The sequence below is a fragment of the Kitasatospora cineracea genome (assembly GCF_003751605.1).
GTDB lineage: Bacteria > Actinomycetota > Actinomycetes > Streptomycetales > Streptomycetaceae > Kitasatospora > Kitasatospora cineracea.
This window is the reverse complement of the sequence record NZ_RJVJ01000002.1, coordinates 973,072-998,843: the sequence shown is the minus strand read 5'-3', so window position 1 is coordinate 998,843 and position 25,772 is coordinate 973,072. Positions and strand designations below refer to the sequence as shown.

The 25,772-nt window shown below is 71.5% G+C and carries 24 protein-coding genes and 1 pseudogene; 10 read left to right on the top strand and 15 right to left on the bottom strand.

Annotated elements, in window-relative coordinates; genetic code table 11:
* Positions 1-126: 126 nt before the first annotated feature.
* A complete protein-coding gene (locus tag EDD39_RS30850; RefSeq protein WP_123562352.1) occupies positions 127-1,158 on the bottom strand; it encodes a LacI family DNA-binding transcriptional regulator in 1,032 nt (343 codons plus the stop codon).
* Between the two features lie 155 nt (positions 1,159-1,313).
* Between EDD39_RS30850 and EDD39_RS30845 the strand changes: the two genes are divergently transcribed.
* The 4 genes from EDD39_RS30845 to EDD39_RS30830 are packed head-to-tail and all read left to right on the top strand — an operon-like array spanning position 1,314 to position 6,764.
* Complete coding sequence (locus EDD39_RS30845; RefSeq protein ID WP_123562350.1) at positions 1,314-2,603, top strand: ABC transporter substrate-binding protein; 1,290 nt, start codon at positions 1,314-1,316, stop codon at positions 2,601-2,603.
* Between the two features lie 11 nt (positions 2,604-2,614).
* Positions 2,615-3,550 carry a carbohydrate ABC transporter permease gene (locus EDD39_RS30840; protein ID WP_244257372.1) on the top strand — a complete coding sequence of 312 codons (936 nt, stop codon included), beginning with the start codon at positions 2,615-2,617 and terminating at the stop codon, positions 3,548-3,550.
* Positions 3,550-4,368 (top strand): carbohydrate ABC transporter permease, encoded by an 819-nt coding sequence (locus EDD39_RS30835; protein ID WP_123562346.1) that lies wholly within the window; start codon positions 3,550-3,552, stop codon positions 4,366-4,368. The genes EDD39_RS30840 and EDD39_RS30835 overlap by 1 nt, the downstream gene beginning before the upstream one ends.
* Before the next feature lie 8 nt (positions 4,369-4,376).
* Positions 4,377-6,764: a beta-xylosidase/alpha-l-arabinosidase gene (locus EDD39_RS30830; RefSeq protein ID WP_123562344.1), complete on the top strand. Its 2,388-nt coding sequence runs from the start codon at positions 4,377-4,379 to the stop codon at positions 6,762-6,764.
* 86 nt (positions 6,765-6,850) lie between these two features.
* On the opposite strand, the gene EDD39_RS30825 is transcribed toward EDD39_RS30830, so the two are convergent.
* Genes EDD39_RS30825 through EDD39_RS39940 form a run of 4 tightly spaced genes read right to left on the bottom strand, consistent with a single transcriptional unit; the run spans position 6,851 to position 9,902 of the window.
* The gene (locus EDD39_RS30825) at positions 6,851-7,684 is read right to left on the bottom strand and encodes a hypothetical protein (RefSeq protein ID WP_123562342.1); all 834 of its coding nucleotides are present in this window, start codon (positions 7,682-7,684) and stop codon (positions 6,851-6,853) included.
* Positions 7,668-8,567 (bottom strand): aldo/keto reductase, encoded by a 900-nt coding sequence (locus EDD39_RS30820; protein ID WP_341869348.1) that lies wholly within the window; start codon positions 8,565-8,567, stop codon positions 7,668-7,670. Before EDD39_RS30820 ends, EDD39_RS30825 begins: the two co-directional genes overlap by 17 nt.
* Positions 8,564-9,748 (bottom strand): cupin domain-containing protein, encoded by a 1,185-nt coding sequence (locus EDD39_RS30815; protein WP_123562340.1) that lies wholly within the window; start codon positions 9,746-9,748, stop codon positions 8,564-8,566. Before EDD39_RS30815 ends, EDD39_RS30820 begins: the two co-directional genes overlap by 4 nt.
* A 13-nt stretch (positions 9,749-9,761) precedes the next feature.
* Positions 9,762-9,902 carry a hypothetical protein gene (locus EDD39_RS39940; RefSeq protein WP_162870221.1) on the bottom strand — a complete coding sequence of 47 codons (141 nt, stop codon included), beginning with the start codon at positions 9,900-9,902 and terminating at the stop codon, positions 9,762-9,764.
* 194 nt (positions 9,903-10,096) lie between these two features.
* Here EDD39_RS39940 and EDD39_RS30810 point away from each other — a divergent pair, with 194 nt between their 5' ends.
* The 3 genes from EDD39_RS30810 to EDD39_RS30800 all read left to right on the top strand — a co-directional run bounded on the left by EDD39_RS30810 (position 10,097) and on the right by EDD39_RS30800 (position 12,854).
* The gene (locus EDD39_RS30810; protein ID WP_123562338.1) at positions 10,097-11,398 is read left to right on the top strand and encodes a helix-turn-helix transcriptional regulator; all 1,302 of its coding nucleotides are present in this window, start codon (positions 10,097-10,099) and stop codon (positions 11,396-11,398) included.
* Positions 11,395-12,213: a class I SAM-dependent methyltransferase gene (locus EDD39_RS30805; protein WP_123562336.1), complete on the top strand. Its 819-nt coding sequence runs from the start codon at positions 11,395-11,397 to the stop codon at positions 12,211-12,213. Before EDD39_RS30810 ends, EDD39_RS30805 begins: the two co-directional genes overlap by 4 nt.
* Before the next feature lie 65 nt (positions 12,214-12,278).
* Positions 12,279-12,854, top strand: a complete 576-nt coding sequence (locus tag EDD39_RS30800) for an NUDIX hydrolase (protein WP_123562334.1) — start codon at positions 12,279-12,281, stop codon at positions 12,852-12,854.
* Between the two features lie 64 nt (positions 12,855-12,918).
* On the opposite strand, the gene EDD39_RS30795 is transcribed toward EDD39_RS30800, so the two are convergent.
* The 5 genes and pseudogenes from EDD39_RS30795 to EDD39_RS30775 form a co-directional block, all read right to left on the bottom strand.
* Entirely contained in the window at positions 12,919-14,073 is a 1,155-nt protein-coding gene (locus EDD39_RS30795) for an endo-1,4-beta-xylanase (protein WP_123562332.1), read from the bottom strand.
* 357 nt (positions 14,074-14,430) lie between these two features.
* Positions 14,431-14,700: pseudogene (locus EDD39_RS30790) on the bottom strand (hypothetical protein); the annotation flags it as partial.
* Positions 14,655-15,974: a condensation domain-containing protein gene (locus tag EDD39_RS30785; protein WP_279638468.1), complete on the bottom strand. Its 1,320-nt coding sequence runs from the start codon at positions 15,972-15,974 to the stop codon at positions 14,655-14,657. The gene EDD39_RS30785 and the pseudogene EDD39_RS30790, both read right to left, overlap by 46 nt.
* Before the next feature lie 331 nt (positions 15,975-16,305).
* A complete protein-coding gene (locus tag EDD39_RS30780) occupies positions 16,306-16,596 on the bottom strand; it encodes a hypothetical protein (RefSeq protein WP_123562328.1) in 291 nt (96 codons plus the stop codon).
* Complete coding sequence (locus EDD39_RS30775; protein ID WP_123562326.1) at positions 16,593-17,039, bottom strand: hypothetical protein; 447 nt, start codon at positions 17,037-17,039, stop codon at positions 16,593-16,595. The genes EDD39_RS30780 and EDD39_RS30775 overlap by 4 nt, the downstream gene beginning before the upstream one ends.
* A 165-nt stretch (positions 17,040-17,204) precedes the next feature.
* Between EDD39_RS30775 and EDD39_RS30770 the strand changes: the two genes are divergently transcribed.
* Positions 17,205-18,248, top strand: coding sequence for a Scr1 family TA system antitoxin-like transcriptional regulator (locus tag EDD39_RS30770; protein ID WP_123562324.1), 1,044 nt, complete (start codon positions 17,205-17,207; stop codon positions 18,246-18,248).
* 423 nt (positions 18,249-18,671) lie between these two features.
* On the opposite strand, the gene EDD39_RS30765 is transcribed toward EDD39_RS30770, so the two are convergent.
* The 3 genes from EDD39_RS30765 to EDD39_RS30755 are packed head-to-tail and all read right to left on the bottom strand — an operon-like array spanning position 18,672 to position 21,276.
* Complete coding sequence (locus EDD39_RS30765; RefSeq protein WP_123562322.1) at positions 18,672-19,274, bottom strand: hypothetical protein; 603 nt, start codon at positions 19,272-19,274, stop codon at positions 18,672-18,674.
* On the bottom strand, positions 19,271-20,530 hold the full coding sequence (locus EDD39_RS30760; protein WP_123562320.1) for a DUF7224 domain-containing protein: 1,260 nt from the start codon (positions 20,528-20,530) through the stop codon (positions 19,271-19,273). The genes EDD39_RS30765 and EDD39_RS30760 overlap by 4 nt, the downstream gene beginning before the upstream one ends.
* 2 nt (positions 20,531-20,532) lie before the next feature.
* The gene (locus EDD39_RS30755) at positions 20,533-21,276 is read right to left on the bottom strand and encodes an ATP-binding cassette domain-containing protein (protein ID WP_123562318.1); all 744 of its coding nucleotides are present in this window, start codon (positions 21,274-21,276) and stop codon (positions 20,533-20,535) included.
* Positions 21,277-22,094: 818 nt separating this feature from the next.
* On the opposite strand from EDD39_RS30755, the gene EDD39_RS30750 reads away from it, so the two are divergent.
* Together EDD39_RS30750 and EDD39_RS30745 are read left to right on the top strand one after the other, a co-directional pair.
* Positions 22,095-23,026 (top strand): IS5 family transposase gene (locus EDD39_RS30750; protein WP_425269779.1). Its coding sequence is split into 2 segments (ribosomal slippage): positions 22,095-22,487 and positions 22,490-23,026, totalling 930 coding nucleotides; the frame shifts between segments, so codons are not numbered across the junction.
* A gap of 242 nt (positions 23,027-23,268) precedes the next feature.
* Positions 23,269-23,562: a hypothetical protein gene (locus EDD39_RS30745; protein ID WP_123562316.1), complete on the top strand. Its 294-nt coding sequence runs from the start codon at positions 23,269-23,271 to the stop codon at positions 23,560-23,562.
* Positions 23,563-23,900: 338 nt separating this feature from the next.
* On the opposite strand, the gene EDD39_RS30740 is transcribed toward EDD39_RS30745, so the two are convergent.
* Both EDD39_RS30740 and EDD39_RS30735 read right to left on the bottom strand, forming a co-directional pair.
* On the bottom strand, positions 23,901-24,473 hold the full coding sequence (locus EDD39_RS30740; protein ID WP_123562314.1) for a PASTA domain-containing protein: 573 nt from the start codon (positions 24,471-24,473) through the stop codon (positions 23,901-23,903).
* Positions 24,470-24,952: a SigE family RNA polymerase sigma factor gene (locus tag EDD39_RS30735; RefSeq protein WP_223245410.1), complete on the bottom strand. Its 483-nt coding sequence runs from the start codon at positions 24,950-24,952 to the stop codon at positions 24,470-24,472. Before EDD39_RS30735 ends, EDD39_RS30740 begins: the two co-directional genes overlap by 4 nt.
* Positions 24,953-25,772 lie beyond the last annotated feature (820 nt).

Here is a 25,772-nt window from a genome sequence, read left to right as displayed (position 1 = left end):
TTAGTCGGCCGAGGTCAGCGAGGCAAGGGGCAGGAGATGTCGAAAGTTTCGAAGGGCGTGCCGGGGCCGGGGCGCGCGGGTTCGGGGCGCTCCGGTTCGGGTCGTCCCGCCCCGGGGCGCTCCGGCTCAGGACGCCGCGGGCCCGGGCGCCACCGTGCTGGAGCGCACCACCAGGGTGGTGGAGAGTTCGAGGCGGGTGGGGGCGGCGGTGGCCTCGCCGCTGCGCAGGGCGAGGATCAGCCGGGTGGCCTGCTCGGCCATCTCGCGCAGCGGCTGGCGGACGGTGGTCAGCGCGGGGCTGGTCCACTGGGCGATGTCCAGGTCGTCGTAGCCGACCACGGAGAGGTCCTCGGGCACCCGCAGGCCGCAGACCCGGGCGGCCTCCATCACGCCGAGGGCCTGCAGGTCGCTGCCGGCGAAGATCGCGGTGGGCCGGTCGGGCAGCTCCAACAGCTGCTTGGCGCGGGCGAGTCCGCCCTCGGCGTGGAAGTCGCCGAAGGCGATCAGCGCGGGGTCGATGTCGAGTCCGGCCATCGACATGGCCGAGCGGTAGCCGTCGAGCCGGGCCAGCGAGCAGAGGGTGTCCTCGGGGCCGGTGACGATGGCGATCCGGCGGTGGCCGAGTTCGATCAGGTGCCGGGTGGCGGCGAGGCCGCCGGCCCAGTTGGCGGAGCCGACCGAGGGGATGTCCGGGTCGGGGTTGCCGGCCGGGTCGATGATGACGAACGGTATGGAGCGGGCCCGGAGTTGGCGCTTGAGCTCGGGCGGGAGACTGGAGAAGACCAGCACCACGCCGAGCGGCCGGCGGCGCAGCACCGCGTCGATCCAGCCGGGTCCGGGGGCGTGCCGGGAGCCGCTGTGGGCGACCACCACGGCGGCGCCGTGCTCGTTGGCCACGGTCTCGACGCCGCGCAGGAGTTCCATCGCCCAGAGGCTGTCGAGCTCGTGGAAGACGATCTCGATCAGCGGCGCCTCGCCGCCGTTGCGGGCGGCGCGCTGGTAGTCGTGTTCGCGCAGGACCCGCTCGACCCGGCCGCGGGTGGACGCCGAGACGTCGGTACGTCCGTTGAGAACCTTCGAAACCGTCGAAACGGAGACCTCGGCCTCTCTCGCGACGTCCGCGAGGGTGACTCGTCCCAGTTCATCGCCCTTTTCCATGGACGCAGCATAGGGCACGGGCGGCGCGGGTCCAGTCCCGGATCACGCTTCAGTAACCCTCGGTACGAGGGGTTGACCCGCAACATGCTCGCAACTTAGCGTCCGGGCCAGGCAGTTATTTCGGGACTTGGCTCGAAACTTTAGGAGACTCTCCGATGAAGAGACGCGCTTTCGCGGTGGCCCTCGGCCTTTCCCTGGCGACGGTGGGCGTGACGGCCTGCAGCAGCGGTTCCACCGCCGCGGGCGGCTCCAACACCATCCACGTGCTGGTCTACGGCGACGCCAGCAACAAGGTCGAGAAGCAGATCGTCGAGACCTTCAACAAGACCTCGAAGGTCAAGGTCGTGCTGGACACCATCCCCGGCGCCGACTACCAGTCCAAGCTGAACACCGTCATCAACACCCCGCAGGCCCCGGACATCTTCTTCAACTGGGGCGGCGGCAGCATCCAGCCCTACGTCAAGGCGGACCTGCTGCTCCCGCTGGACGACATGATCGCCTCGGACCCGGGCCTGAAGAGCAACTTCCTCCCCGCGGTGTTCAACACCGCGGTGATCGACGGCAAGTCGTACGGCATCCCGATGCGCGGCACCCAGCCGGTGCTGCTGTTCAACAACAAGAAGGTGCTGGCCGACGCGGGCCTGAGCGTCCCGAAGACCTGGGACGAGCTGCTCAACGCGGTGACCGTCCTCAAGGGCAAGGGCGTCACCCCGTTCGCGCTCGGCGGCGGCGACCAGTGGCCGACCCTGATGTGGTACGAGTACGTCTTCGACCGGGTGGCCGGCCCCGACCTGTTCCAGAAGGCGCTGTCCGGCGACAAGACCGCCTGGGAGAGCCCGGAGTCGAAGAAGGCGCTGGGCATGCTCAAGCAGCTGGTCGACGCGGGCGCGTTCGGCTCCAACTTCGACTCGGTGAAGTTCACCGACGGCGGCTCCCCGGCGCTGCTGGCCAAGGGCAAGGCCGCGTTCGAGCTGATGGGCTCCTGGGGGTACGCCACCCAGCAGGACGCCAACCCGGACTTCGCCAAGAACGACCTCGGCTACAGCAACTTCCCGTCCGTGTCCGGCGGCAAGGGCGACCCGGCGGACGTGGTCGGCAACACCAACAACTTCTACTCGGTGCTGAAGAAGACCAAGCACCCCAAGGAAGCCGCCGAGTTCCTCAAGCTCATGTACTCCGACGAGTTCGTGAAGGCCCAGCTGGCCATCGGCAACCTGCCGACCACCACCAACACCGAGCAGTTCCTCGACACCTCGGCCAGCCCCGAGTACTCGAAGTACCAGTACAACCTGGTCAAGGCCGCCCCGTCGTTCCAGCTCTCCTGGGACCAGGCGTACCCGCCGGCCGCCACCACGCCCATCCACACCGCCGTGCAGCAGTTCTTCAACGGCAAGCTCGACGTGGACGGCTTCATCAAGGCCATGCAGGCCTTGCCCGCCTCCTGAGACGAAACTCCATGAGTACTTCCTCCCTCGGGTCCGGGTCCGGCCGCAGCGCGCGCGCCGGACGCCGGGCCGGTGTCGGGGTGACCCGCCCGGGCCTGGTCTGGGCGGTTCCCGCGACCGTCTTCTTCCTGCTGTTCGCGCTCCTGCCGCTGGTGCTGGTCGCGGTGCTGTCCTTCACCAGCTGGGACGGCGTCGGCGCCCCCACCTTCAACGGCCTGGACAACTGGACCAAGCTGCTGCACGACCCGGTGATGACCCAGAGCATCTGGCTCACCCTGGTGCTCACCGTGGCCGGCGTCGTGGTGCAGACCCCGGTCAGCATCCTGCTGGGCGTGTGGGCGGCCGGGCACCAGCGCAACCGGGCCGTGCTGTCCGCGGTCTTCTTCATCCCGCTGCTGCTGTCCGCCACCGCGATCTCGGTGGTCTGGCGGGCCATCCTCGACCCCAACTTCGGCGTCCCCTCGCAGATGCAGTGGCTGTTCGGGGACGGCAACCTGATGGGCTCGCAGAGCGGCGCCATCGCCGTGCTGACCTTCGTCGGCATGTGGCAGTGGACGCCGATGCACGCCCTGCTCTACCAGGGCGGCGCCCGGGCGGTCCCGCAGGTGCTCTACCAGGCCGCGGCGATCGACGGCGCGGGCAAGGTCCGGCAGTTCCTGCACATCACCCTGCCGCAGCTGCGCAACACCATGATCACCTCGGTGATCCTGATGCTGGTCGGCGGCCTCACCACCTTCGACACCGTGCTGATCCTGACCCAGGGCGGCCCGGGCACCGACACCACCAACAGCGCCTACTACATGTACCAGCAGGCCTTCAAGAGCTTCGACTTCGGCTCCGGCTCGGCCATCGCGCTGGTCCTCGTGGTGGTCGCCACCCTGATCTCGCTCGCCGTCGTCCGGCTCTCCGGCTACGACAAGATGCGCGGCACGACGGAGGGACTGTGATGCGCAGGCGTCCCAACTACCTCGCCGGGCTCGGCTCGCTGGTCTGGCTGGTCGTCGTCGGCTTCCCGCTGTACGTCCTGCTGATCTCGACGTTCCGCACCCGCTCCAGCTACTCCTCCGAGGGCCCGCTCAGCTTCCCCGAGCACCTGACCCTCAAGAACTACGTCGACGACTTCTCCAACGGCTTCGGCCAGGACTTCCTCAACACCGTGATCGTCACGGTGAGCGTGGTCGCGATCGTGCTGCTCGTCGTGCCCCCGCTGGCCTACGCGATCGTCCGGGCCCAGGGCAGGACCATCGGCACGGTCTTCCGGATCTTCCTGCTGGGCCTGGCGATCCCCGCCCAGGCCGTGATCGTGCCGATGTTCTACGTGATCAGCAAGGCCGGACTGTACGACCACCTGATCGGCATCATCCTGCCCACCGCGGCGTTCTGCCTGCCGGTGTGCACGCTGGTGCTGACCGGTGCGATGCGCGACATCAGCAACGAGCTGTACGAGGCCATGGCGATGGACGGGGCCACCCCCTGGCGGGTGTTCTGGCAGATGGTGGTGCCGCTGTCCAAGGGCGGCCTGTCCTCCATCGTGGTCTTCTCGGCGCTCCAGGCGTGGAACGGCTTCCTGTTCCCGCTGATCCTCACCCAGTCGGAGAGCACCAAGGTCATCACCCTCGGCCTGTACAACTTCCAGACCGAGCACGGCGTCGACGTGCCCGGCCTGCTCAGCGCCGTCGTGCTGTCGATGCTCCCGATCTTCATCGTCTACCTGTTCGCCCGTCGCGCCTTGGTCCAGGGCCTCATGGGCGTCGGAGGAAAGTGACCGCCGAAATGACCGCCGAACTGGCCGCCGAGACGAACCCGGCCGCACCCACCGCCCCCTCCTCCGCCCCCCGCTGGCGCGACCGCACGCTGACCCCGGCGGAGCGCGCGGACGCCCTGATCGCCGAGATGACGCTCCCCGAGAAGCTCGGCCAGCTGGTCGGCCTCTGGGTCGGCGCCTCCGACGAGGGCGGCGACGTCGCCCCGCACCAGCACGACATGGAGGAGCCGCCCGACCTCGACGACCTGCTGCCGAACGGCCTGGGCCAGCTGACCCGCCCGTTCGGCACCGTCCCGGTCGACCCGGCGCTCGGCGCGCTCTCGCTGGCCCGCAGCCAGCAGCGGATCGCCGCCGCCAACCGGTTCGGCATCCCCGCGCTGGCCCACGAGGAGTGCCTGGCCGGCTTCGCCGCCTGGGGCGCCACCGCCTACCCGGTGCCGCTGTCCTGGGGCGCCACCTTCGACCCCGACCTGGTCCGCGAGATGGCCGCCGCGATCGGCCGCGACATGCGCTCGGTCGGCGTCCACCAGGGCCTCGCCCCCGTCCTGGACGTGGTCCGCGACGCCCGCTGGGGCCGGGTCGAGGAGACCATCGGCGAGGACCCGTACCTGGTCGGAACGGTGGCCACCGCCTACGTGCAGGGCCTGGAGTCCGCGGGCATCGTCGCCACCCTCAAGCACTTCGCCGGGTACTCCGCCTCCCGCGCCGGACGCAACCTCGCCCCGGTCGGGATGGGCGCCCGCGAGCGCGCCGACGTCATCCTGCCGCCGTTCGAGATGGCCGTCCGCGAGGGCCGCCCGCGCTCGGTCATGCACGCCTACACCGACACCGACGGCGTCCCCTCGGCCGCCGACGGCGAACTGCTCACCGGGCTGCTGCGCGACACCTGGGGATTCGACGGGACGGTGGTCGCCGACTACTTCGGCATCGCCTTCCTCAAACTGCTGCACGGCGTCGCCGGGGACTGGGCGCAGGCCGCCGCCCTCGCCCTGGACAGCGGCGTCGACGTGGAACTGCCCACCGTCAAGACCTTCGGCGAACCGCTGCTGCGGGCCGTCCAGGACGGCACCGTCCCCGAGGCGCTGATCGACCGGGCGCTGCGCCGGGTGCTGACCCAGAAGGCCGAACTCGGCCTGCTCGACGAGGACTGGCAGGCCGTCCCCGCGGTGCTGGCCGGCCGGCCGCTGGACGACCCGCGGGCGCTGCGCGGCACCGTCGACCTGGACCGGCCGGAGAACCGGCAGCTGGCCCGGGAGATCGCCGAACGGGCCGTGGTGCTGCTCAGCAACGACGGCACCCTGCCGCTGCGCGCCCCGCGCCGGATCGCGCTGATCGGCCCCAACGCGGACACCCCGACCTCGGTGCTCGGCTGCTACGCCTTCCCCGTGCACGTCGGCAGCCAGCACCCGGACACCCCGGTCGGCATCGAACTGCCCACGCTGCGGCAGGCGTTGGCGGCCGAGTTCCCCGGCAGCGAGATCTGGACGGCGGCCGGGTCGGGCATCGACACCGCCGACACCTCCGGGTTCGCCGAGGCGCTCGAGACCGCCCGCCGGGCCGACGTGGTGATCGTCGCGCTCGGCGACCGGGCCGGCCTGTTCGGGCGCGGCACCAGCGGTGAGGGCTGCGACGTGGAGCTGCTCGAACTCCCCGGCGTGCAGCGGCAGTTGCTCGACGCGCTGCTGGACACCGGCAAGCCCGTCGTCCCGGTGCTGCTGGCCGGGCGCCCTTACGCGCTGGGCCGCGCCGTCACCGAGGCGGCCGCCCTGGTGCAGACCTTCTTCCCCGGCGAGGCCGGGACCGAGGCGGTCGCCGCCGTGCTCAGCGGCCGGGTCAACCCGTCCGGCCGGCTCCCCGTCAGCATCCCGGCCCGCCCGGGCGTGCAGCCCTCCACCTACCTGGCCGCCCGCCTGGCCGGACCCAGCGAGGTCTCCAGCACCGACCCGACCCCGGCGTTCGGCTTCGGGCACGGCATCGGCTACACCTCCTTCGACTGGAGCGGCCTGGGCGTCGAACAGGCCGCCACCGGTACCGACGGCGCCTTCGAACTCGCCTTCACCCTGCACAACACCGGCGACCGGGCCGGCAGCGAGACCGTCCAGCTCTACCTGCACGACCCCGTCGCCAGCGTGGTCCAGCCGGTGCAGCGACTGATCGGCTACCGCCGGATCACCCTCGACGCGGGCGAACGCACCCTGGTCCGGGTCACCGTCCCCGCCGACCTCGCCTCCTTCACCGGCCGCGACGGCCGCCGGATCGTCGAACCGGGCGACCTCGAACTCCGGCTCGCCGCCTCCAGCACCGACCCCCGCCTCACCGCCACCGTCCGCCTCACCGGCCCGGTCCGCACCCTGGACCACACCCGCCGCCTCCACGCGGACTTCCGCACCGCCTGACGGCCCGTCCGGCGTCCCGGCCGCGCCCCCTCCCACTCCGGGCAGGGGGCGCGGCCGTGTCCTCGACGGGAAGAGCCGAGCGCCGGTCAGCCGGTGATTTCGGAGAGCCTGTGCCGCAGCGGCTCCTCAAGGTCGAGGTTGTCGCCCCGGGTGGTGGTCTGCAGGAGTTCGGTGATGACCACGAGCTCGGCGAACCTCCCCGCCGGTGTGTCGAGGACGGACCCGAGCCGCCGGCGGATCTCTGCCGCGGTGTCCGGCACGAGGAGGCTGTGGGAGTGCAGCAGTGCCGCGTCGTACCCGGCGGGCGCGGCACCCCAGCCCTCCCAGTCGAGGACCGTGAGGGCCGGACCCGTGAGGTTGGCCCAGTGCAGGTCGCCGTGGGCGGTCGTCCAGGCGGGCAGCCTGGTGTCGACCGGGACGCCGAGGTACTGCGGCATGGCGCGGTCCAGGTACTCCTGACGGACCGCCACCCGGGTGCTCGGGACGGCAGCGATGACGTCGAGAGCGGTGCTGAGCCCGTCCCACCAGGCGTCGTCCAGGTCGGGGGCCTTCCGGAGGGTCGGTTCGTGGGTGGTGATGGTGGGGACGGTGATCCTGTCGTACAGCTCCGCCAGGTAGCCGTGCTCACCGTTGGTCCAGGTGTGTCGGCCCCTCAGATGCGGCCTGGGTACCGCAGGAGGCATGAGTCGCTCGGCCTCCTGCGGTCCCTCCCAGAGCTTTCCACCGGCCCGGTCGGCCGGTGCGGACACCAGGCGGAGCCAGCCCTTGCCGGACGCCGTGGCAACCGGGCGGCTGAGGGTACGCCCCCGCCAGCCCCACGCTTCGCGCGAGCCGACCGGGGCGGCGTCGAACGCCGCCGCGGCCGCGGTGTGCATGCTGCGCATCCGCCCGGCGGTGTTCGGCTCAGGTTCCGAGTACATCAACGACCCTTCGCAGCACGCCCGGAGACAACGGCGGACGGCCGACGGCATCGGCGGCCTGCGCCCAGTGTTCCGGATTCCCGGTCGACAGGAGCACGCGTCCCACTCCGGTGGTCGAGGCGACGACGGCGAGGGCAGCCTGCGCGGGCGTGCTGCCGGGGCTGATCAGGTCGGTCAGCTCGCGGGTCACGAGGCCGGGGATCTCGCCACCGTGGAGCGGGGCGGAGGCGAACACCTCCAGTCCCGCAGCCGGGGCATCGACCAGCGGGCCGTGTCCGTCGAGGGCCTGGGCGACGGCGCCGAGGTGGATGAGGGAGACGGGGAGTTGGACAGCTCGTAGGTGGTGCTGCGGGCCGCCGGCCTTGGTCGCGAGTTCGAGCAGGGCGGGTACGTCGAAGAGCCCGCTGCTGAAACCGCGCCAGGTAGATACTCCGTAGGAATTGATGACGCGCTGGTTGCACGCCTCCTCCAAGGCGAGGAACGCGGAGTGGAGCCGGCCGGCGATCTCGTCCTCCTGACAGTCGTGTTCCGGGTTGTGCAGGAACACGACGTCGGGGATGCGGCCGAGCACGCGCCTGCTACGGGCGACCTGCCAGGCGATGTAGTCAGGTGCCAGGCAGTGCCCGCGTTCGGCAGCACCGGCGGAGAGCGCACCGGCGCGCACGCCGGTCCGCCCGGCACCGGGAGGGACGAAACCCGCCTTCGTGGAGACGCGGAGATCCGGATACGCCGCCAGAACCAGGGCCAGTGCCGCCTCCGCCCGACCACCCCCGTAGTTGGGCGCGGTATCCACCCAGTCGGCACCCCGGGAAGCGGCCCTCACTGCGGCCTCGGCCACATCGTGACAGCGGTAGGTGCCGAGGCCCAGCCGGGCGGTCATCATGGGCCCCCGATCGCGGCGGCCTGGCCGTCGACCAGCTCCGTCACGACGCCGGCCGCCTGCGCGAGGGTGATGCCTGCGGCCTGTGCGAGATCGGCCAGCCTGTGGCGTTCCCCGTCGGCGAGGAGCGCGAGCACCGGCTCGGCCTTGGCGGCGAACGTCCACTCCTCGCCGCCGGCGGTCAGCCGGGCGGTGCCGTCGGGTGCGGCTACGAGCGCGGGCCGCGTGGTGACCAGCCGCACCTGCAGATCGGCATCCGGCGGGGCCGCCGTGATGTGGGGCAGCGACGGCGCGAGCCGGGCTCGCTCGGTGGCGTCGCGGGCGGAGGAGAAGCGGGCGATCAGGTCCTCGCTCTCCAACTCGCCTGCGAGGAGCTTGCCGATCGCGTCGAGGAAGGCTCGCTGCTCCTCGGCGCTGCCGAAGCGCGGGAGGTCTGCTCGGACCGCCTCGTGGGCGCGCAGCATCTCCGACAGCCAGGTGATCAAGTCGGCGCCCGTCGTGCTCTGCAACCCGCACGTGACGTGCAGCGAGTGCTCGCCCTCGGAGGCGGCGACGGCGTGCCACCAGCCCCGGGGCAGGTAGAGCACATCGCCGGCGGTGAGGACCAGTTCGGCGACGGGCACCTCGGGCGGCGGTTCCGGGGTCTCGACGTCGCGGTGCATCGGCAACGCGCGGGTGGGGCCGTAGATGCGCCAGCGCTTCGCGCCGTCGAGCTGGACGACGACCACGTCGTGATCGTCCCAGTGCACGCCGAAGCCCTCGGTGCCGGTCCAGGAGGCGTACAGGTTGGCCTGCACGCCGGTTCGCAGCCAGCGCTCCAGTTGGCCGGTCAGGGCGCTGATGCCGGGGTGGAGTTCGTCGATGGCGTCCAGGACCAGGGTGGCTCCGTCGGCGAGGCGCTTGTGCAGTTCGGAGGGCTGGAGGCGGTGCCAGACGGTGCTCCGCCGGGTGACGATCGGCTGGGAGTACGTGTGCGCGGGCACCTGCTCGCCGTTGGCAGCGAGTCGCAGGCGAGGCGGTTCGAACCGGTGGTGCGTCAGGATGGCGTTGAGGTCGTCCCAGCTCACGAGTCCGGCGAGTGACGCGGCTTCGCCGCGTGCGACCTTGAAACTGCGGCCGAGCGTCCGGGCGAGGAAGTCGTCCCCGCCCAGACGCTCGACCACCGAGAACTGCTCGGCGGTCATCGTGATGCAGCCGTCAGTCGTTGCCGTCGGAGCGGCCGGTGGAGCCGCCGTCCGACGGCACCTCGCCACGCGAGCGGGCCGCGGCGACCTTCGCGCGGGCGACCAACAGGCCGTCGCCCTCCAATTCGGTGCTGTCCGTCAGGTTCTCGGGCACGAGGTACTCCTTCGGTTCTACGGGGCGGGCCGATTCGCGCCGGGATCCACCCGGCAGGTATCCACAGAACCGCCTCCAACGCCGTTGAACCAGAGCAGAATTGAAGCGGCAACGAGGTATCCGTGCCGCAAACCCGGTCACGACCTGGCCTGTTACGGCTGCAGGCGAACTGACGTACCTCTGGAGGACGCGGAATGGCATCCAGGAGGTCCCGGCTGATCCAGCACAGGGAAGCTGTCGGCCACACCCAGGAATCCCTGGCTGAGACCCTCGATGTGGACCGCACGACCGTGGGGCGATGGGAGAGCGGTAGGGGCGCCCCGCAGCCCTGGATGCGGCCGAAGCTCGCCCGGGCCCTGGGACTCCCGGTCGACCGGTTGGCAGTACCTCCTGCAGCCGCCGAAGCAGTCCCACCGCCCAGCAGCGTCGGCGAGGTCTCGCTTCCTGTGCCTGTCCAGCGCACGGATCACGCCAACAATCTTGTAGCGGCGGTGGCAGCCGACTCGGCAGAGTCCGCGCTCTTCCTTCGCTTCTCGAGCGCGTCCAACGTGGACGACACACTGCTCGAACAGATCGACGCGGACATCGCGAGGCTGGCCGCGGACTACGTGAGCAAGCCGGTGCCCGAGCTCTTCCACGACATCGGAACCCTCCGGCGAGGAGTGTTCGACTTACTCCGAGGCCGCCAACACCCGTACCAGACAAGCCACCTCTACCTGCAGGCCGGACGTCTCTGCGGCCTGGCCACCCATGTCGCCCTCGACCTCGGCCAATACACAGCTGCGGCCACGCATTCGCGAACGGCCTGGCGCTGCGCGGAGTCGGCCCGGCACAACGGTCTCCGGGCCTGGATCCGATCCGTCCAGTCCCTGATCTCCTACTGGCAGCAGGACCACCGCCAGGCCGCCGAGCTGGCCAGAGCGGGACTGCCGTACGCGGACAGCGGAACGATCGCAGCCCGCCTGCTCGGCCTCGAAGCGCGGGCCGCCGCCGCGCTCGGCGACAGCGCGGGCGCGCTGCGGGCCGTAGAGGCTGCCGAGGCGGCGCGGAGCGCCGTAGCCGCCGTGGATCTTCCCGGCGTGTTCACGTTTCCCGAGGCCAAGCAGTGGACCTACGCCGGCACCGCCCTCCTGGCCCTGGGAAGCCGGCGTCACGTGAACCGTGCCATCGAGGCGTCCTCCCGGGCCATCACCCTGTACGAGTCCGCACCGCAGCAGGAGCAGTCCTCCGGCGACCTGCTGGCCGCCCGACTCGACCTCGCCAGCGCCCACCTCGCCCACGGCGACCTCGACGGCGTGCAGGAGAAGCTCTCGGTGGTGCTGGACGCCGCACCGGACCGGCGAACAGCGAGCATCTCCAGCCGCCTTCGGGCACTGAGCACTCGTCTCGCCCAGCCCGCCTACGCAGGCTCCCCGGTCGTCCTGAGGCTCCGTGAGAATGTCAGGGAAGCCTGCGCTCGACCCGCACTCACGAACCCTCCGGAGCTGCCGCAGTGACGAGCAACACCGCACAGCAGGACGCCGCAGTCGCCGACAGGGCGATCCTGGCGAACAACGCCTACGCCGACGGACGCCACCTGGCCGCCCGCCAGTCGATCTACCGGTGGCAGCGGCCGCAGTACGACCTGCCCGGGATCGTCGTCGAGGAACTGGCCGGTACGAGCGGGACCGTCCTCGATGTCGGTTGCGGCAACGGCAAGTTCGTCAGCCGCCTGCACCGGGACCGCCCCGACCTCCAGGTCGTCGGGGTGGACATCTCGGCGGGCATCCTCGCCGGTGTCGAGGAGCCGGTCCTGGTGGCCGACGCCCAGGCGCTGCCCTTCGCCGACAACGGCGCCGACGCCGTGCTGGCCCTGCACATGCTGTACCACGTCGGTGGTATCGAGGCTGCGATCGCGGAACTGGCCCGCGTTCTCCGGCCCGGCGGCGTGCTCATCGCCTCGACCAACAGCGATACCGACAAGCAGGAGCTGGACCGGCTCTGGGCCAGGGCCGCAGGTGACGTCCTCGGGCTTCCCGAGGGGCCGGCGCGCGTCTCCCTCAGCTCCCGCTTCTCGTTGGAGAGGGCGCCCGGCTACCTCGGGGCGGAGTTCAAGGACATCCGCGTACGGGAGCTGCCCGGCATCATCGAGATCACCGATCCTGCGCCGGTCGTCGCCCACCTGGCCTCCTACGAGGCGTGGGCCGACCAGAGCGGCGTCCCGTTCCACGAGACCGTCAGCCGGGCGGCGGAGATCGCTGCCGCCGAGATCGCGACCGGAGGCACGTTCAGGATCACCTGCCGCAGCGGCATTCTGGCGTGCCGCTCTTGAGCGGCCGTGGACCGCGGTCGCCGGCGGGGCCGCCCGGCACCGGGACGGGGCCGTACAGTCCGGGCATGACCGACACCACCGCCCCGTGGCGCGCGATCGAACGCACCACCGTCTTCAGCAGGTTCGGCCGGTCCGTGGAACGCGTCGACTACGAGCTGCCCGACGGGCGGAGGGAGGAGTTCTACCTCAAGCGCGAGCGCCCGGCCGGCGCGGTGCTCGCCCTCACCCCCGACCGCCGCGTCGTCCTCGCCCGCCAGTACCGCCCGGGCCCCGACCGCGTGCTCCACGAGCTGCCGGGCGGCTTCCTCGAACCCGGCGAGGAGGCGCTGGACGCCGTCGCCCGGGAACTGCTGGAGGAGACCGGCTACCGGGGCGAGGTCCACGCGGCCGGACCGTACTGGCACGACGCCTACTCCGACGCCCGGCGCTTCGCCTTCTTCGCCACCGACTGCGTCAAGGTCGCCGAACCGGCCCCGGAACGCACCGAGTTCGTCGAGGTCGTCACCCTCCCCCTGGACGAGTTCCGCACCCGGGTGCTCCGCAGGGGCGGGCTGACCGACACCGCCGCGGCCTACCTCGCCCTGGACGCGTGGGGCCTCCTGCGGCCGGAGGACGGCGGCCCGGAGCCCCGTCCGGCGTGAAGGGGCCCGCCGGGGCGCCCCGTGGGGGTGGGCGCTCCGGCGGGCCGGTCGGCGGGGGAGGGGGTTACTTGCCGTTGTGGCGGGCGTTGCCCGCGGCGAGGGCGAGGTCCTGCTGGAGGGCGTAGTAGGCGGGCTTCGGCTTCATGGCCACGTCGTAGAGCAGGCCGTAGCCGGTGCCGGCGAAGGTGCCGGGGATCCAGGAGTCGCCGTCGTAGACGCCCCAGGCGGTGAACGAGATGCACTGGCGGACCAGCTGGCAGCCCTTGAGCATCTCGGAGAACTCGAACGGCTGGGCGAAGGCGGCCAGTTGGCTGGTCGGGACCTGCTCGGTCGAGTTGTTGACGAAGGTGCGGACGTCGGCCTCGGTGACGGCGACCTTCAGGCCGAGGTCGCCGTAGGACTGGAGGTCGGCCTGGAAGCGCTGGGCGTCGAAGCCGTACTGGGTGTCGAGGTGGCCCTGCTCGCCGATGCCGTTGACGGGCACGCCCTGGGCGACGAGCTTGGCGAAGAAGTCGTGGACGGCCTGGAACTTGGCGTTGCTGCCGTCCTGTCCGGCGATGTTGTAGTCGTTGTAGAACAGCAGGGCCTTGGGGTCGGCCTGGTGGGCCCAGCGGAAGACGTCGGCGATGACGCCCTCGCCCAGGTTCTTGATCCAGAAGTCGTCGCCGTTCAGGCCGTTGGGCAGCGGGTTGGGGTCCCAGGAGTTGGCGAAGACCTCGTTGGCGACGTCCCACTGCCAGATCTTGCCGCGGTAGCGGGTGACCTCGTCGGTGACGTGCTTGCGCAGGATGTTGCGGAGTTCGGCGGTGCCGATGGTGCCGTCGGCGACGCCAGTGGTGAGCCAGGACGGCAGCTGGTTGTGCCACAGCAGGGTGTGGCCGCGGACGCTCTGGTCGTTCTGCTGGGCGAAGCGGACCAGGCGGTCGGCGGCGGCCCAGTCGTAGCTGCCCCGGGTGGGTTCCACGGACTCCCACTTCATGGCGTTCTCCGCGGTGACGACGGAGAACTGGTCGGCGACGATCCCGGTGTAGGCGGCGTCGCTGCCGAGGTGGGCGTCGTCGACGGCGGTGCCGATCCGCAGGTCCTGGCGCGCGCCCAGGGCCCGCAGCGAGTCGTCGGCCCGGCCCTTCTCCCCGCCGGCGGCCGCGACCGCGGACGGGACGAGCATGAGGACGGCGGCGGTGGCGGCGGCGGCCGCGAGCTGACGGCGTAGCTTCACAGCGAACTCCTTGGTGCGGGGGTGCTGGGGGGTGGGGAAGGGACGTCAGATGTTTCGAAAGTTTCGAAATATCGATCGAACTTCCAAGAAGCTAGTGCCGGAAATCCGCCCCAGTCAATAAGGCTGCACGCAGCAGAAGTTGGACGAATCGTCAGGTTCGTTGCCGCCCTGGGCCGGATGGGCTGGGAAAACGTCGAAGCGTCCGGACGGCAGGAGTTTCCGATCGAATATCGGTACTTTTCATTGACGGGGCGCGCGGCCGCCGCCTACTCTCTGCACGGCGAGGCCCGCCCGAACGGAACTGCCCGCCGCACCGGGGACGGTGCGGCGGGCAGCTCCGCCGGGGCGGGGGCGGCGTCAGCCGTCGAGCTCCGCGGAGGGCAGGTAGGCGCCCGGGACGTCCGCCGGGGCGAGGACCGCCCGCTCGCCCGGGTACGGGGTGGCCCAGTCGTGGGCCTCGTACCAGGTGAGGTGGTTCATCTGGGCCGGGTTGGCCCGGTCCGGCGCCGCGGCGGCGGCGGTCGCGGCCTGCGGGGCCGGGACGTCCGGGCCGCAGGACGGCGCGGTGGCCAGGCCGTTGGTCAGCGAGGTCCGGTTGGGCGGCGCGGTGAACGGCGTGTAGTCGGGGGTGCGGGGACGGCCGGGGACACGCCGGTGGGGGCGGCCGGGGACACGCCGGTGGCGGCGGTGCCGTCCAGGGCGGCGGTCACCGCGAGGCCCTCGACGTCGCGCAGCAGGGGCTCGAAGCGGTCCGGGGGCAGCAGCCGGACGTCCGCGGTGAAGGAGAGCAGGACGCCCTCCGGCTCGTCCTCGACGTTCAGGAACAGCCGCTCGGACGGCCGGTCGGTGCGCTCCGCCCAGCGGAAGGCGGTGCCGGTGCGGGCCGCCCGCAACTGCTCCGCGGTGGGCGCGGGGGTGTCGTCGGCGGCGTCGGCGGTGTCGGGGGCCTCGTCGCGGCGGTCGTTGAAGACGCAGGAGACATCGAGGCCCGGGCGCTCCCGGGTGGCCCGGTCGAGCAGGGCGGCGAACCGGCGCGGGTCGTAGTAGCCGTACTTGTAGGCGCCCAGGGTGGCGCGGCGGGTGCGGTCCACCGCCTCGTCGAGGGTGGCGCCGGCCAGGTCGAGCGTGCACAGGCCGAGTTGGGAGAGCATGCAGACCACGTCGGCCAGGCCCGGCCGGAAGCGGTTGCCGACCATGGGCCGCACCACCACCGGGTTGACGGCGGTGGCGCGGGCGAGCGCGGCCGCGTACAGGGCCAGCAGCACGGTGGTGGGGGTGGCGCCGGTGCGCCGGGCGACGGCGCGGACGGCGGGCCGCAGGGCGCGGCTGCGCAGTTCGGCGGTCCAGTACCGGGGGCCGGGCGGCGGGGGCGCCGCGGGCAGCGGGCGCGGGACGATCGCGGCCAGCAGCCGCTCGTGGTGGCGGTGCGCCCGGTCGTCCTGGAGCCGCCCGGCGGGGGAGCGCTGCCAGCGGGCCTGCTCCAGCGGCTGCAGGCCGCGCAGCGGGGAGCGCTCCTTGGCGGCGACCTCGCGCAGCATGGTGCGGGCGCCGGCCGCGTCGGTCGCCAGGTGGCAGATGACGGCGACCAGGTGGGTGGGCGTGCCGCGGTGCCGGACCACGGACATCCGCACCGGCCAGTGCGCCGCCAGGTCGAACGGCGCGTGCCGGTGGTGCGCCGCGACGGCGGCGGCGGTCGCCGCGGGGTCGGCGCCGTCGGGGGCGTCGTGCACCTCCAGGAACACCTCGCCCGCCCCGGCCACCTCCTGGCGGGGCTCGGGCCCGGCGTCGAAGCGCAGCCGGGTGCGCATCGACGGGTAACGGGTGACCAGGTGGCGCAGCTCGTCCGCGACGTCCTGCACGGTCGTTCCCGGCGCCAGCGGCCGGGCGCCGCCCAGCGGCATCCAGGAGCCGTGCCGGACCATCGCCTCCCACAGCGACCACTGGCCCCAGGTGAGCGGTTCGGTGCCCGCGCCGTCCAGGCCCGCGAAGGCGACGGCGACCCGCGCGGCCGGGCCGGGCAGCGGGGCGCCGGGCCCCTCGCCGGGCAGTCGGGTCGGGTGGTTCGGGTGGTTCTGGCGGGGCGGGTCGGTCGGGCGGGTGTGGGCCGCGTGGCTGGCGTTCATCGCCGGCACCTCCGGACAGCGGTCGTCGTGTGCGGTACCGCCGGCCCCGGTCCCCTTGCGGCCAGCCTAGCGGGTGAACGCCGTTCCGGGGGACGGAAGTTGAGGGTGCTCAGGCGTCGTCCGGTGCGGGTGCGGGTACGGGGTGGTGGACTTCGCTCCAGACGATCTCGCGGGCGACGCCGTTGTTGCGGAAGGCGGGGGAGTAGCTGTGTCCCCAGCGGTCGCCGAGGGCGAGTGCGGCGAGGACGGCCGGTGGGTCGTCGGGTCCGTCGGGCCGGATGACGGAGAGTTCGATCCGGAAGCCGTCGGCGATGGTGGTCAGTCGGGCCTCCCCGCCGCCGCCGGCCCGGGAGAGCCGCTCGGCGATCTCCCAAGTCCGTTGCCGTAAAGCGTCGTTCACGAGGCGGCGCCCAGGTCGGCGCAGGTGGGACGGCGCACCGCGCCCCGGCCCACCGACCAGGGCGCGCCCCCGTCCGCCGGCACCAGCACCAGGGCGCCCCGCCCGTCGACGTGGGAGAACCCGCCCAGCCGCCCGCTCCCCGTGTCGACCAGCAACTCCCCCTGCCCGTAAGACCGGACGGACCCGGCGATCTCGGCGAACTCCCCGCCCCGCACGGCCCGCACGTAGGGCGCGCCCGCCCACACCAGCGTCGCCAACTCGCCCGCCACCTCCGGAGCGACACCGCCCAACTGCACCAGGTGCGCGCCGGTGACGCTCCGCTCCACCCCCAGCGAGGGCAGCCTGAGGCCCGCCGAGCCGAGGGCGTCCCGGAGGCCGTCGCGCACCTTGCGCGCGAAAGCCCGGTCCTGCCGCTCCAGCCGGTCGAGCAGGGAGTTCCCCATGACGGTTACCGCCTGTCTCTGTGTTCTCCTCGGTGCGTCACCAGCATCGGCAGAAAGCGGTACCGTGAACAGGCGGAGAGGCGTGACACTGACGAGCTGTCATGATCGAACTGGGGAGCGGGGTTGGCGCGTCGCACGGGGGAAGCACCCGGGAACCCTACGGACATGACCCCGGCCGCGTTCGGCTGGCTGCTGGGGGAACTGCGCGAGAAGGCCGGCCTCAAGAAGGCCGGGCTGGCCCGCGAGGTGCACTGCGACCCCTCGCTCATCAGCCGCTTCGAGTCGGGCGAACGGGTACCGGCCGTGGAGATGGTCCGCCGCATCGACCAACTCATCGGCGCGGAAGGGCTGTTGACCAACGCCTACGAACGGGTGGGCTGGTACCGGGAGGTGGCGCACCCCGAGTGGTTCCAGGTGTTCGCCGAGCGGGAGGCGCAGGCGGTGGAGGTGCGGAGGTACTCGGTCAGCCTCATCCCCGGCCCGTGCCAGGAACCCGGCTACGCGGCAGCGATCTTCAAGTGGCGACAGATCAATCCCACTCCCGCCCGGATCGAGGCGGCGGTCGCAGCCCGGATCAGTCGCCAGGCCCGCTTCCTGGCGGACGGCGGGCCGTTGCTCTCCGTCGTCCTCGACGAAGCGGTGATCCGGCGCGTAGTGGGCGGGCCGCAGATGATGCACCGTCAACTGAACCACCTGTTGGACTTGATGCGGCGGCCGAACATCGTGATCCAGGTCGCTCCGCTGGAACTCGGCGAACGCGCGCCCGCCGGTACCTCGTTCACCCTGCTGACCATGCCGGACGGCCGACAGCACCTCTACTCCGAGAGCCTGACATCCGGTCACTTCACCACCGATCCGGAAGAGATCAGGTACTACTCCCGCGCCTATGATTGGCTTCGCGGTCACGTGCTCTCCGTTCCGGATTCGGCCGCGCTGATCCGCCGAGTCATGAAAGGACTGGTCAACTCCATGTCCACGCAGCACTTCAACACCGAACTGCTCCGGCCGATCGCGTGGTTCAAGTCCAGCTCGTACAGCGACGGCAACGGCGGAGACTGCGTCCAGCCCGCCGTGAACCTGGCCGGGTCGCACGGCGTCGTGCTGGTGCGGGACAGCAAGGACCCGCAGGGTCCCGTCCTGGCGGTCTCGCCCACCGCGTGGAGCGCGTTCGCGGCGGCGGCCGGGCGCGGGGAGTTCGACGGCATCTGAGCGGGCGCCCGCTGTCCCAGGTCGTCACCGCGGGACAGCGGGCGGACTGCACGCAGTCGAGCCCGTGCCGCAGAAGATCCGCGTCCCACGCACCGGCTCGGGCGGGCCCCGCGAGGCGCCCGACGGCGTGGCCTGCGCCAGGGCTCACGCGGCGGACGGCCACCCGGCTTCGACGAGGAGCGCTGCCGGAAACGCGACACCGTCGAACGGGCCATCGGACAGGCTCAAGCACGCCCGAGCCGTCGCCACCCGCTACGACAGGCGCGGCTGCGGCCACCTCGGCACCGTCACGGCAGCAGCGCTCGGCATCTGGCTCCGCACATGATCGACCGGACGGAACCTAGCCTGCCGGTCGCGTCCGGCTCGGTGGTGCTACCGGTTGTGGAAGCGTGTCGGCCAGGGCCAGGGTCCGATAACGCCTTTTCATTCCTCGGTGTCTGCTGGTGCCAAGCGGGGTCGGGGGAGGGCCAGGGTGGCAGCTCCGATGAGCAGCAGGAGCGCTGCTTGGAGGGCTCCAGTGACGGATGAAGGGGAATGCAGGGGCCAGGCCCAGATTCTGGGCCGGTTGAAGACGAGTCCGAAGGAGACGCAGAAGAAAGGGAAGACAGCTGTGGCGACTGAGGCGAAGCGTTCCCCTACGAGCCATCGGAGGATGAGGGCCAGGCCGAGGTAGCCGGCGAAATCGCGGGCCATGGCCGCCGCAGCCTGACCGGCTCCGCCCACGGACAGGGCGGTGCCCGCGGCCACGCTGGCCAGAACGCACAGGGCCATGAAGGCGGCGTCCCAACGGCCGACGGAGCGGACCGCGACGCGTTTTGTCATGTGGTCAGCGCGACCTTGTCCCTGCAGGATCAGGCAGACGGGAAGAAGCGGCAGCAGGCTCGGCAGCGGCAGATCGAAGCTCAGGCCCCCGATGATGACGGGAACCGGCAACGTGACCGAGTCCGCAGCGGCACCCAGGGCGATGCACAGAAGAAGTCCGGCGGCCACGGCGGGTACGTGCCTGATGCGCAGCCACCAGATCATTGCGCTCCTCCGGCCTGGGCGCCAGCAGTCTGGTGGAAGTGGGACGGATCAAGGTCAGGCTTGGTGTCGCATCCGGTCAGCGTGGAGGCGTTGCGCTGAAACCACGTGTGCTGCTCTTCGGTGGTCAGCGTCATGACCCGGCCGGCCAGTTGCACCGCGGGTCGGCCGTACCGGGTCTCCACAGCCCGGGGGGCGACTCCCGCGGTCAGCTTCAGCCAGGCCGAGAGCGGACCGACGGCTTCGATCCCCGACCACCGGACACCGCGCTCGGAAGCGCACGGGGGAGCGTGGTTCGGAATGGAGCCCAGAGCGATCAGGGACTGGATGTCTTCACGCGTGGGCTTGTCGGACAACGGCTTCACTGGGGCGAGTTGAGTCACGCCGACAGCATTGAGGCGCTGCTGGGCCTCAGAAGCCCAACCGGTGATGTCCGAGGCCTCGGACCGCTGCTCAGGCCACAGGCAGATCTGCGGCGTACCCTCCGTGCATGTCTGCTCACTCGCAGAACGCGGCTGTGCCGCACGGAAGTCGAGGGGCTCGGCGATCCAGGCTCCTGCGGCGACGGTGGCGGCGAGAGCAACGAAGGCGGTCAGCCGAAGAGGTGCGCGAAGGCCGTTCCAGAGCCAGGCAGCGGCGATCATCCCAAGAGTGGCCACTGCCGCGGCGCACACGGCGCGGGTGGCCGGCACCTGGTCCAGCGCGCAGCACTCGGTGAGGTTGCGGCCGTTGAGCTGGCGGACCCAGAAAATATCGAGTGCCGACGGGTAGGCCATCCACACGAAGCTGGCGATCAAAGTCAGAGGAACGGCGAGCAGGCGGGGCAGAGCCAGCCCCAACACGTAGCCGACCGAGGCGTGGGCGAGGACGACGAGCAGTTCCAGCAGAAGGATGACCGGGAGCGACCAGCCGGGGAAGCCACCGGCCTGCGGGACGAACATCGCCAAGGCCAGGAGAACGGAGACCGCGCCGAGTGCCAGGGCCGGGGCGAGGGCGGCCAGGGCGATCATGGTGGAAGACCGGGCGGGCGCCGTATTCAGGACGGCAGACCTGCGGACCTTCAGGGCCTCCCAGGCCCCGCAGGCTGCGACGGCAGGCGCCGTGAAGTTGAGCAGGAAAGTGCTCTGGGAGGCGACGGACGGCCAGTAGCCCTCGGTGATCCATCCGGTCATGTTGCCGCTGTACATCACGAGCCACACGAACAGCACGGGCGCGGCTCGCAACGCGGAGGACGTACGGATGAGGGTGCGCCAGGGCATGCTCACACCTCCCCGGTGACGATGCCGGCGTAGGCCGCCTCGGCACGCCGCTCGGAGGAAACGTCTTCCGGGGCGAGAGCCAGGAAGGAGTCGATCGGCCCCTGGTGCCGTACCCGCCCTCGATCGAGCAGTACGACCGAGTCGTAGATCTCCGCCAGGTCTTCGGTCTGATGGGTCGAGACGACGAAACTGCTGAAGCTCTTCAGCTCGCCGATCAACTCACGGAACACGCCGCGCTGCACCGGGTCCAGGCCGGCAGTCGGTTCGTCCATCAAGACGAGCTGGGCATCGTGCACCAGGGTCTGGGCGATACCGAGGCGGCGCAGCTGCCCTCCTGACAGTTCGGCGCTGCGCCGGTCCGAGAGCGGGCCGAGTCCGACTTTCTCGATCGCCTGCTGCGAGCGCTCCCACGCTTCACTGCGGGACATGCCCTTGAGCCAGCCTGCGTAGGCAGCCTGTTCCCGCACGCGCAGGCCCGGCACCGGACGGACCTGCTGGGGGAGCCAGCCGACCTTGCGCCGGTAGGCCCTCAGATCCTTCTTGTTCCGGGTGTCCAGTCCGTCGAGCTCGATGTGGCCGGCCTCGGGCCGGAGGGCGGAGGCGACCAGCCCGAGCAGGGTCGACTTGCCGGCGCCGTTGGGGCCGAGCAGCACACTGCAGCCCGCGTCGAGGCTGAGGCTGAGGCCGTCCAGGATCCGGACCCCTCGCCGGTAGCCGAAGGAACAGTCGGTCACATGAACAGGCACAGTTATCGATCCACTTCGAAGAAACGGGCAAGGACTCTCTGCAATGGCGCGCTTGGACAGATCGCGCGGGTTGTGCCGTCTGCATGCGGTCGACCGGCATGTGGCGCCTGGTGATCACATGCGGCCCGTACCGGCTGTTTCCTCGGCAGATCGGAACGGCACGGGAAAACGGCCGGAAGGATTCCGGATGGCTGCGAACCTTTCCATCACTTGCATTTCGATGTGAACCACCCAATGCGTGTACAGAAACCCGGAGGAGAGGGCCGGCCTGCACAGCCGCACCGCAAGTGTGGATTCCGGAGCGGACCTTGGGGCGGATCATGGCGGACGCAGGGGGATCGCTGATGATTCGCGCCGCCTTCCTTGCGAGCGATGAGTCGGCGCCGCCGCGGGCCGCCGGACAAGGAGCAGGATCGATCATGCACCAAGAAGGAAGCCTGCGCAGCGCCTTCCCCGAATATTGATCCACAAATAAGGCAAAACACCCACTGGGGCGCATTGGGGAGTGGTTGCGCCATTTGCAGCCTTCTGGGAAATTCCCGCATTGGCGAACTCTGGAAAATCTGCTCCGCTTTTTTGAAAGAACCCACGCAACCTCAGAATCTCGGCCCGCGCTCCGGGACCACCGCCCGGTGCGGCCGCACCTTCGAGATCCAGGGCTCGAATCCGGTCCAGGTCCGCGGCCTCCATCTCGACCTCGCAGGTGACCAGCCCACCGTTTCTCGCCCCCGCCGAGGGCCCGTACGACGAGCGGAATGCGGCTAGGACTTGTCCGGTCGATCATGTGACTGTCGCCTGCCGTGCTCGTTGGTCGGGGCATGGGGCGGGGAGATCTCACGGATACCGAGTGGGAGCGGCTGCGGCCGTTCCTGCCGGTCGGCAACGGGCGTTGTGGTCGGTGGCGGGACCATCGGCAGGTGATCGACGGGATCCTGTACCGGGTGCGGACCGGTGTGCACTGGCGTGACCTGCCCGAGCGGTTCGGTCCCTGGAAGACGGTCTACGAACGCCACCGGCTGTGGTCGGCCCACGGCACTTGGGAGCGCCTGCTCCAGCGGGTCCAGGCCGAGGCGGACGCGGCCGGCGACATCGACTGGGACATCTCGGTCGACTCCACCGTCGTCCGGGCCCGTCAGCACGCGGCCGGCGCCCGCACCGACCCGCCGCCAGCCCTCGCGTCGAAGGGGGCTGGGCCGGGAGAACACCAGGACGAGACGCCGTGGCAGAGCCTGACCGCCCGCCTGGCGGAGGCGGTGCAGGAGGTGAGGGCCTGGGCCGCTCGCGCGGCGGGTTCACCACCAAGGTCCACCTGAGCGCGGACGGCCGCTGCCGCCCGCTGTCCCTGGTCGTCACCGCGGGACAGCGGGCGGACTGCACGCAGTTCGAGCCCGTGCCGGAGAAGATCCGCGTCCCACGCACCGGCCCGGGCAGGCCCCGCAAGACGCCCGACAGCGTGGCCACCGACAAGGCGTACAGCAACGGGACGCGCCGCGGCCACCTGCGCAGGCGCGGTATCCGGCACACCGTCCCCGAGAAGACCGACAGCCGGGCGGCCCGCCGGCGCAAGGGCTCACGCGGCGGGCGGCCACCGGGTTTCGACGAGGACAGGTACAGGAAGCGGAACACCGTCGAACGGGCCGTCAACAAGCCCAAGCACGCCCGAGCCGTCGCCACCCGATACGACAAACGCGGCTACGTCCACCTCGGCACCGTCACCGCAGCCGCCCTCGCCATCTGGCTCCGCACATGATCGCCCGGACGGAACCTGGACCGTGATCGCGGTCTAGGCCCCGCAGGTGTGCGCGGCGCGCACCGGGTCGTCGGCCGGTCCGACCGGAGGGCGAGGACCGGGCCCGCCCCGACGTCGAGGTCTGCGACCTCCTGGACGCCGCGCTCGTGGACGTGCTGGAGCTGACCGGCAGGCTGTAGCTGCTCCGGCCTCCCGGCTGCCCAGTCGACGCCGCCGGCGCGGCGAAGGAGATCGCCGACCTCGTGGTGCAGATAGCCGACAACTACGTCGCCGGCCGGGTGGGCGCCCTGCTGCCGAAGGAGGAGCTCAAGGACCTCCAGCCGGTACAGGACTACACCGCCCGGCTCCTGCCCTCGATCCTGTCGCTGACCCGGGTGGTTGCCGCGGCCGCCGTGGTGGCGATCTTCGCCGGAGCCGGGACCTGGGTGGCATCCAGGTTCGGCATCCCGCCGAGCTTCGCCGCCCTGCCCGCCGTCGCGCTCGCCACCGTGCTGTTCCCCGCGCTGGTGTCCGTGGTCACCCCGCAGGCGAAATGACACGTCGGGCCCCGGCCCGCCTTCGGCCGCTGCCGGTACCCGGCTGCTGGTGACAGGCATCCTCGGGGCAACGCCCCCACCCGCCCTCCCTTCCCGCTCCGGGAGGGAGGGCGGGTTCTTTTACCCGGTTCTTTCCATAGGGCGCCAGCACCACCGGACGGCAGTCGGGGCCGCCGCCTCGGGCAGGACCTCCGCAACCCGAAGACGATGCCGAGCGAGCTGCGCGGCTGACGGCATCGGAGCCCGCCACCCGCAGCCGTTCCCCCGCTCCGGGTGGCTCCCCTGCCCGGCAGGACGGGGCGCCGTCCGCCGGTGCGCGGGCCGAAGGGCCCGGTCGCTCAGGTCCTGCCGGGTTTGCCCGTCGAGACCAGCAGGAGGACGGACGAGCCCGGTGCCACCGGTTCTGCGCCGCCCCGGGGGTCACTGCTGATCACCTGCCCGGCGGGAGCGTTCCAGTCCGTGTGCCGCATGATCGTGCAGCTCAGTCCGAGTCCGCGCAGCAGGCTTCCGGCCTGTTCGACCGGCATGCCGGCCAGGTTCGGCAGCGCGATGCCCGCTCCCGCGGTCTGCTCCTGCTCCTGTGTCGGAGTCGCATCGGCGCTTCCGCTCTTGGGGGTGCCGGTGGCGAGCGGGGTGCACGCCCCGTTCGCCGGTGGGGACGGGGAGGCGCCGGGTGCGGGCGGCACGGGCTTCAGCGCGAAGAACCCCACCGTGGCGCACGCCAGCACGCAGCACGCCGCAGCGGTGCCGAGGAGCGCCCGGCGGGTGCGGCTGCGGCTGACGACTCGCTCGATCGCGGCCGCGTCGACGACCGGCGCCGTCGGCCCGTCGGCGAAGGAGGCCACCGCGGCACGCAGCTCGGCTTCGAGGCCCGGCTCGAACGGGGCGGGTCCGGACGACGTGTTCCTCACTTCGTACCTCCGAAAGCGGCCGACGGGGTGTGCGGCGCCTGGGCGCCCGATACGGAATCGCGCAGCTTGGCCAGGCCGCGGGCGAGCTGGGACCTCACCGCACTCGAAGAGATGTCCAGGACGTCGGCGACCTGCCGGGCGTCCAGATCGTGCAGGTAGTACAGGACCACCACGCTGCGCATGCCCATCGGCAGCCCGAGCAGTGCCTCGATCAGTTCCGCGCGCAGATCCACCTGCCCGAACCGGTCCCGGGGGTCGGCCGTCTCGGGCACCCCCGACAGCCCGGGGCGCTCGCCCAGGCGCGACAGCCGCCGCCAGCGGTCGTTGGCCAGGTTGACCAGCACTTTGCGCACGTACGCCTCCGGCGAGTCCGCCACCGCGACCTTCCGCCACTGTCGGCACGCCCGCTCCAGCGCTTCCTGCACCAGATCCTCGGCCACGTGCACGTCACCGGTCAGCGCATACGCGGTGCGGAACAACGCTCCCGACCGCTGTGCGACGAACTCCGTGAATCCGTTGCCCGGACCGCTCCTGCGAAACCTCACCCGCCGACCTCCTCTCCTCGCCCCGTCCCGATCACTGTCCCCATGACGGCGGAACGGGGCCGAGTGCTGCACCGAGCCGCCGGAAGTGACGTGAATCACAGCTGGGACGGAAGGGTGTCCCAGGACCTCGCGCCGCTGCCGCCCGGGGTGGGGGCGGGGCCCGGCGTCCCGCGCGGGCGGAGCGGAAGCGGGCTCGGGCTCCGACCGGCCGCCCGTCGCCACGGAACGCGGGCCGGCCCTCTCCGGGGAGGCGAGCTGGCGAGTCCGGCCGTCCGGGGGTTCAGTCCTCCGGGATGCCCGGCCTGGCCGGTGGGGGCGGTGGGGGCGGTGGGGGCGGTGGGGCTGCGGCGAAGTGGTCTCCATCCTGGCCGGCTCTGGGTGTCAGTCCTCCCACAGCTCGCCACAGCTCGGTCATCTCGCGGTCGCAGTGGTAGCAGTGGTAGCAGTACACGGATGCGCTGTCGGCCAGGTCGAAGAACAGCCCCGGGTTCGCCTTGTGCATCGCGGCCTCGGTGGTCTCGCACCTGCCGACGCACCGGTCGTCCGGTCCCGGCCGGCGTCGAGGCGGCCGGACTGTGCACTTGGTGTACGGGTGGCCCGGATCGTGGTCGACCGCATCCGTTCAGCCGTTCGGGCGGGGCCAGTTCTGCGCGGCCGTAGGAGTACAGCGGGGGCAGTACCGCGGATTCCGGGCGTGCGGGCACTTGCGGGTGGGTGGGAACTGCTTTCCGTCGTGCGGCTGGATGTAGTCCGC

What these genes read in the sequence shown, in the direction of transcription:
- EDD39_RS30850 (WP_123562352.1), bottom strand. Translation starts at nt 1,158, where the DNA reads ATGGAAAAGGGCGATGAACTGGGACGAGTCACCCTCGCGGACGTCGCG.
- EDD39_RS30845 (WP_123562350.1), top strand. Translation starts at nt 1,314, where the DNA reads ATGAAGAGACGCGCTTTCGCGGTGGCCCTCGGCCTTTCCCTGGCGACG.
- EDD39_RS30840 (WP_244257372.1), top strand. Translation starts at nt 2,615, where the DNA reads ATGAGTACTTCCTCCCTCGGGTCCGGGTCCGGCCGCAGCGCGCGCGCC.
- EDD39_RS30835 (WP_123562346.1), top strand. Translation starts at nt 3,550, where the DNA reads ATGCGCAGGCGTCCCAACTACCTCGCCGGGCTCGGCTCGCTGGTCTGG.
- EDD39_RS30830 (WP_123562344.1), top strand. Translation starts at nt 4,377, where the DNA reads ATGACCGCCGAACTGGCCGCCGAGACGAACCCGGCCGCACCCACCGCC.
- EDD39_RS30825 (WP_123562342.1), bottom strand. Translation starts at nt 7,684, where the DNA reads ATGTACTCGGAACCTGAGCCGAACACCGCCGGGCGGATGCGCAGCATG.
- EDD39_RS30820 (WP_341869348.1), bottom strand. Translation starts at nt 8,567, where the DNA reads ATGATGACCGCCCGGCTGGGCCTCGGCACCTACCGCTGTCACGATGTG.
- EDD39_RS30815 (WP_123562340.1), bottom strand. Translation starts at nt 9,748, where the DNA reads ATGACCGCCGAGCAGTTCTCGGTGGTCGAGCGTCTGGGCGGGGACGAC.
- EDD39_RS30810 (WP_123562338.1), top strand. Translation starts at nt 10,097, where the DNA reads ATGGCATCCAGGAGGTCCCGGCTGATCCAGCACAGGGAAGCTGTCGGC.
- EDD39_RS30800 (WP_123562334.1), top strand. Translation starts at nt 12,279, where the DNA reads ATGACCGACACCACCGCCCCGTGGCGCGCGATCGAACGCACCACCGTC.
- EDD39_RS30785 (WP_279638468.1), bottom strand. Translation starts at nt 15,974, where the DNA reads ATGCCGCTGGGCGGCGCCCGGCCGCTGGCGCCGGGAACGACCGTGCAG.
- EDD39_RS30775 (WP_123562326.1), bottom strand. Translation starts at nt 17,039, where the DNA reads ATGGGGAACTCCCTGCTCGACCGGCTGGAGCGGCAGGACCGGGCTTTC.
- EDD39_RS30770 (WP_123562324.1), top strand. Translation starts at nt 17,205, where the DNA reads ATGACCCCGGCCGCGTTCGGCTGGCTGCTGGGGGAACTGCGCGAGAAG.
- EDD39_RS30765 (WP_123562322.1), bottom strand. Translation starts at nt 19,274, where the DNA reads ATGATCTGGTGGCTGCGCATCAGGCACGTACCCGCCGTGGCCGCCGGA.
- EDD39_RS30760 (WP_123562320.1), bottom strand. Translation starts at nt 20,530, where the DNA reads ATGCCCTGGCGCACCCTCATCCGTACGTCCTCCGCGTTGCGAGCCGCG.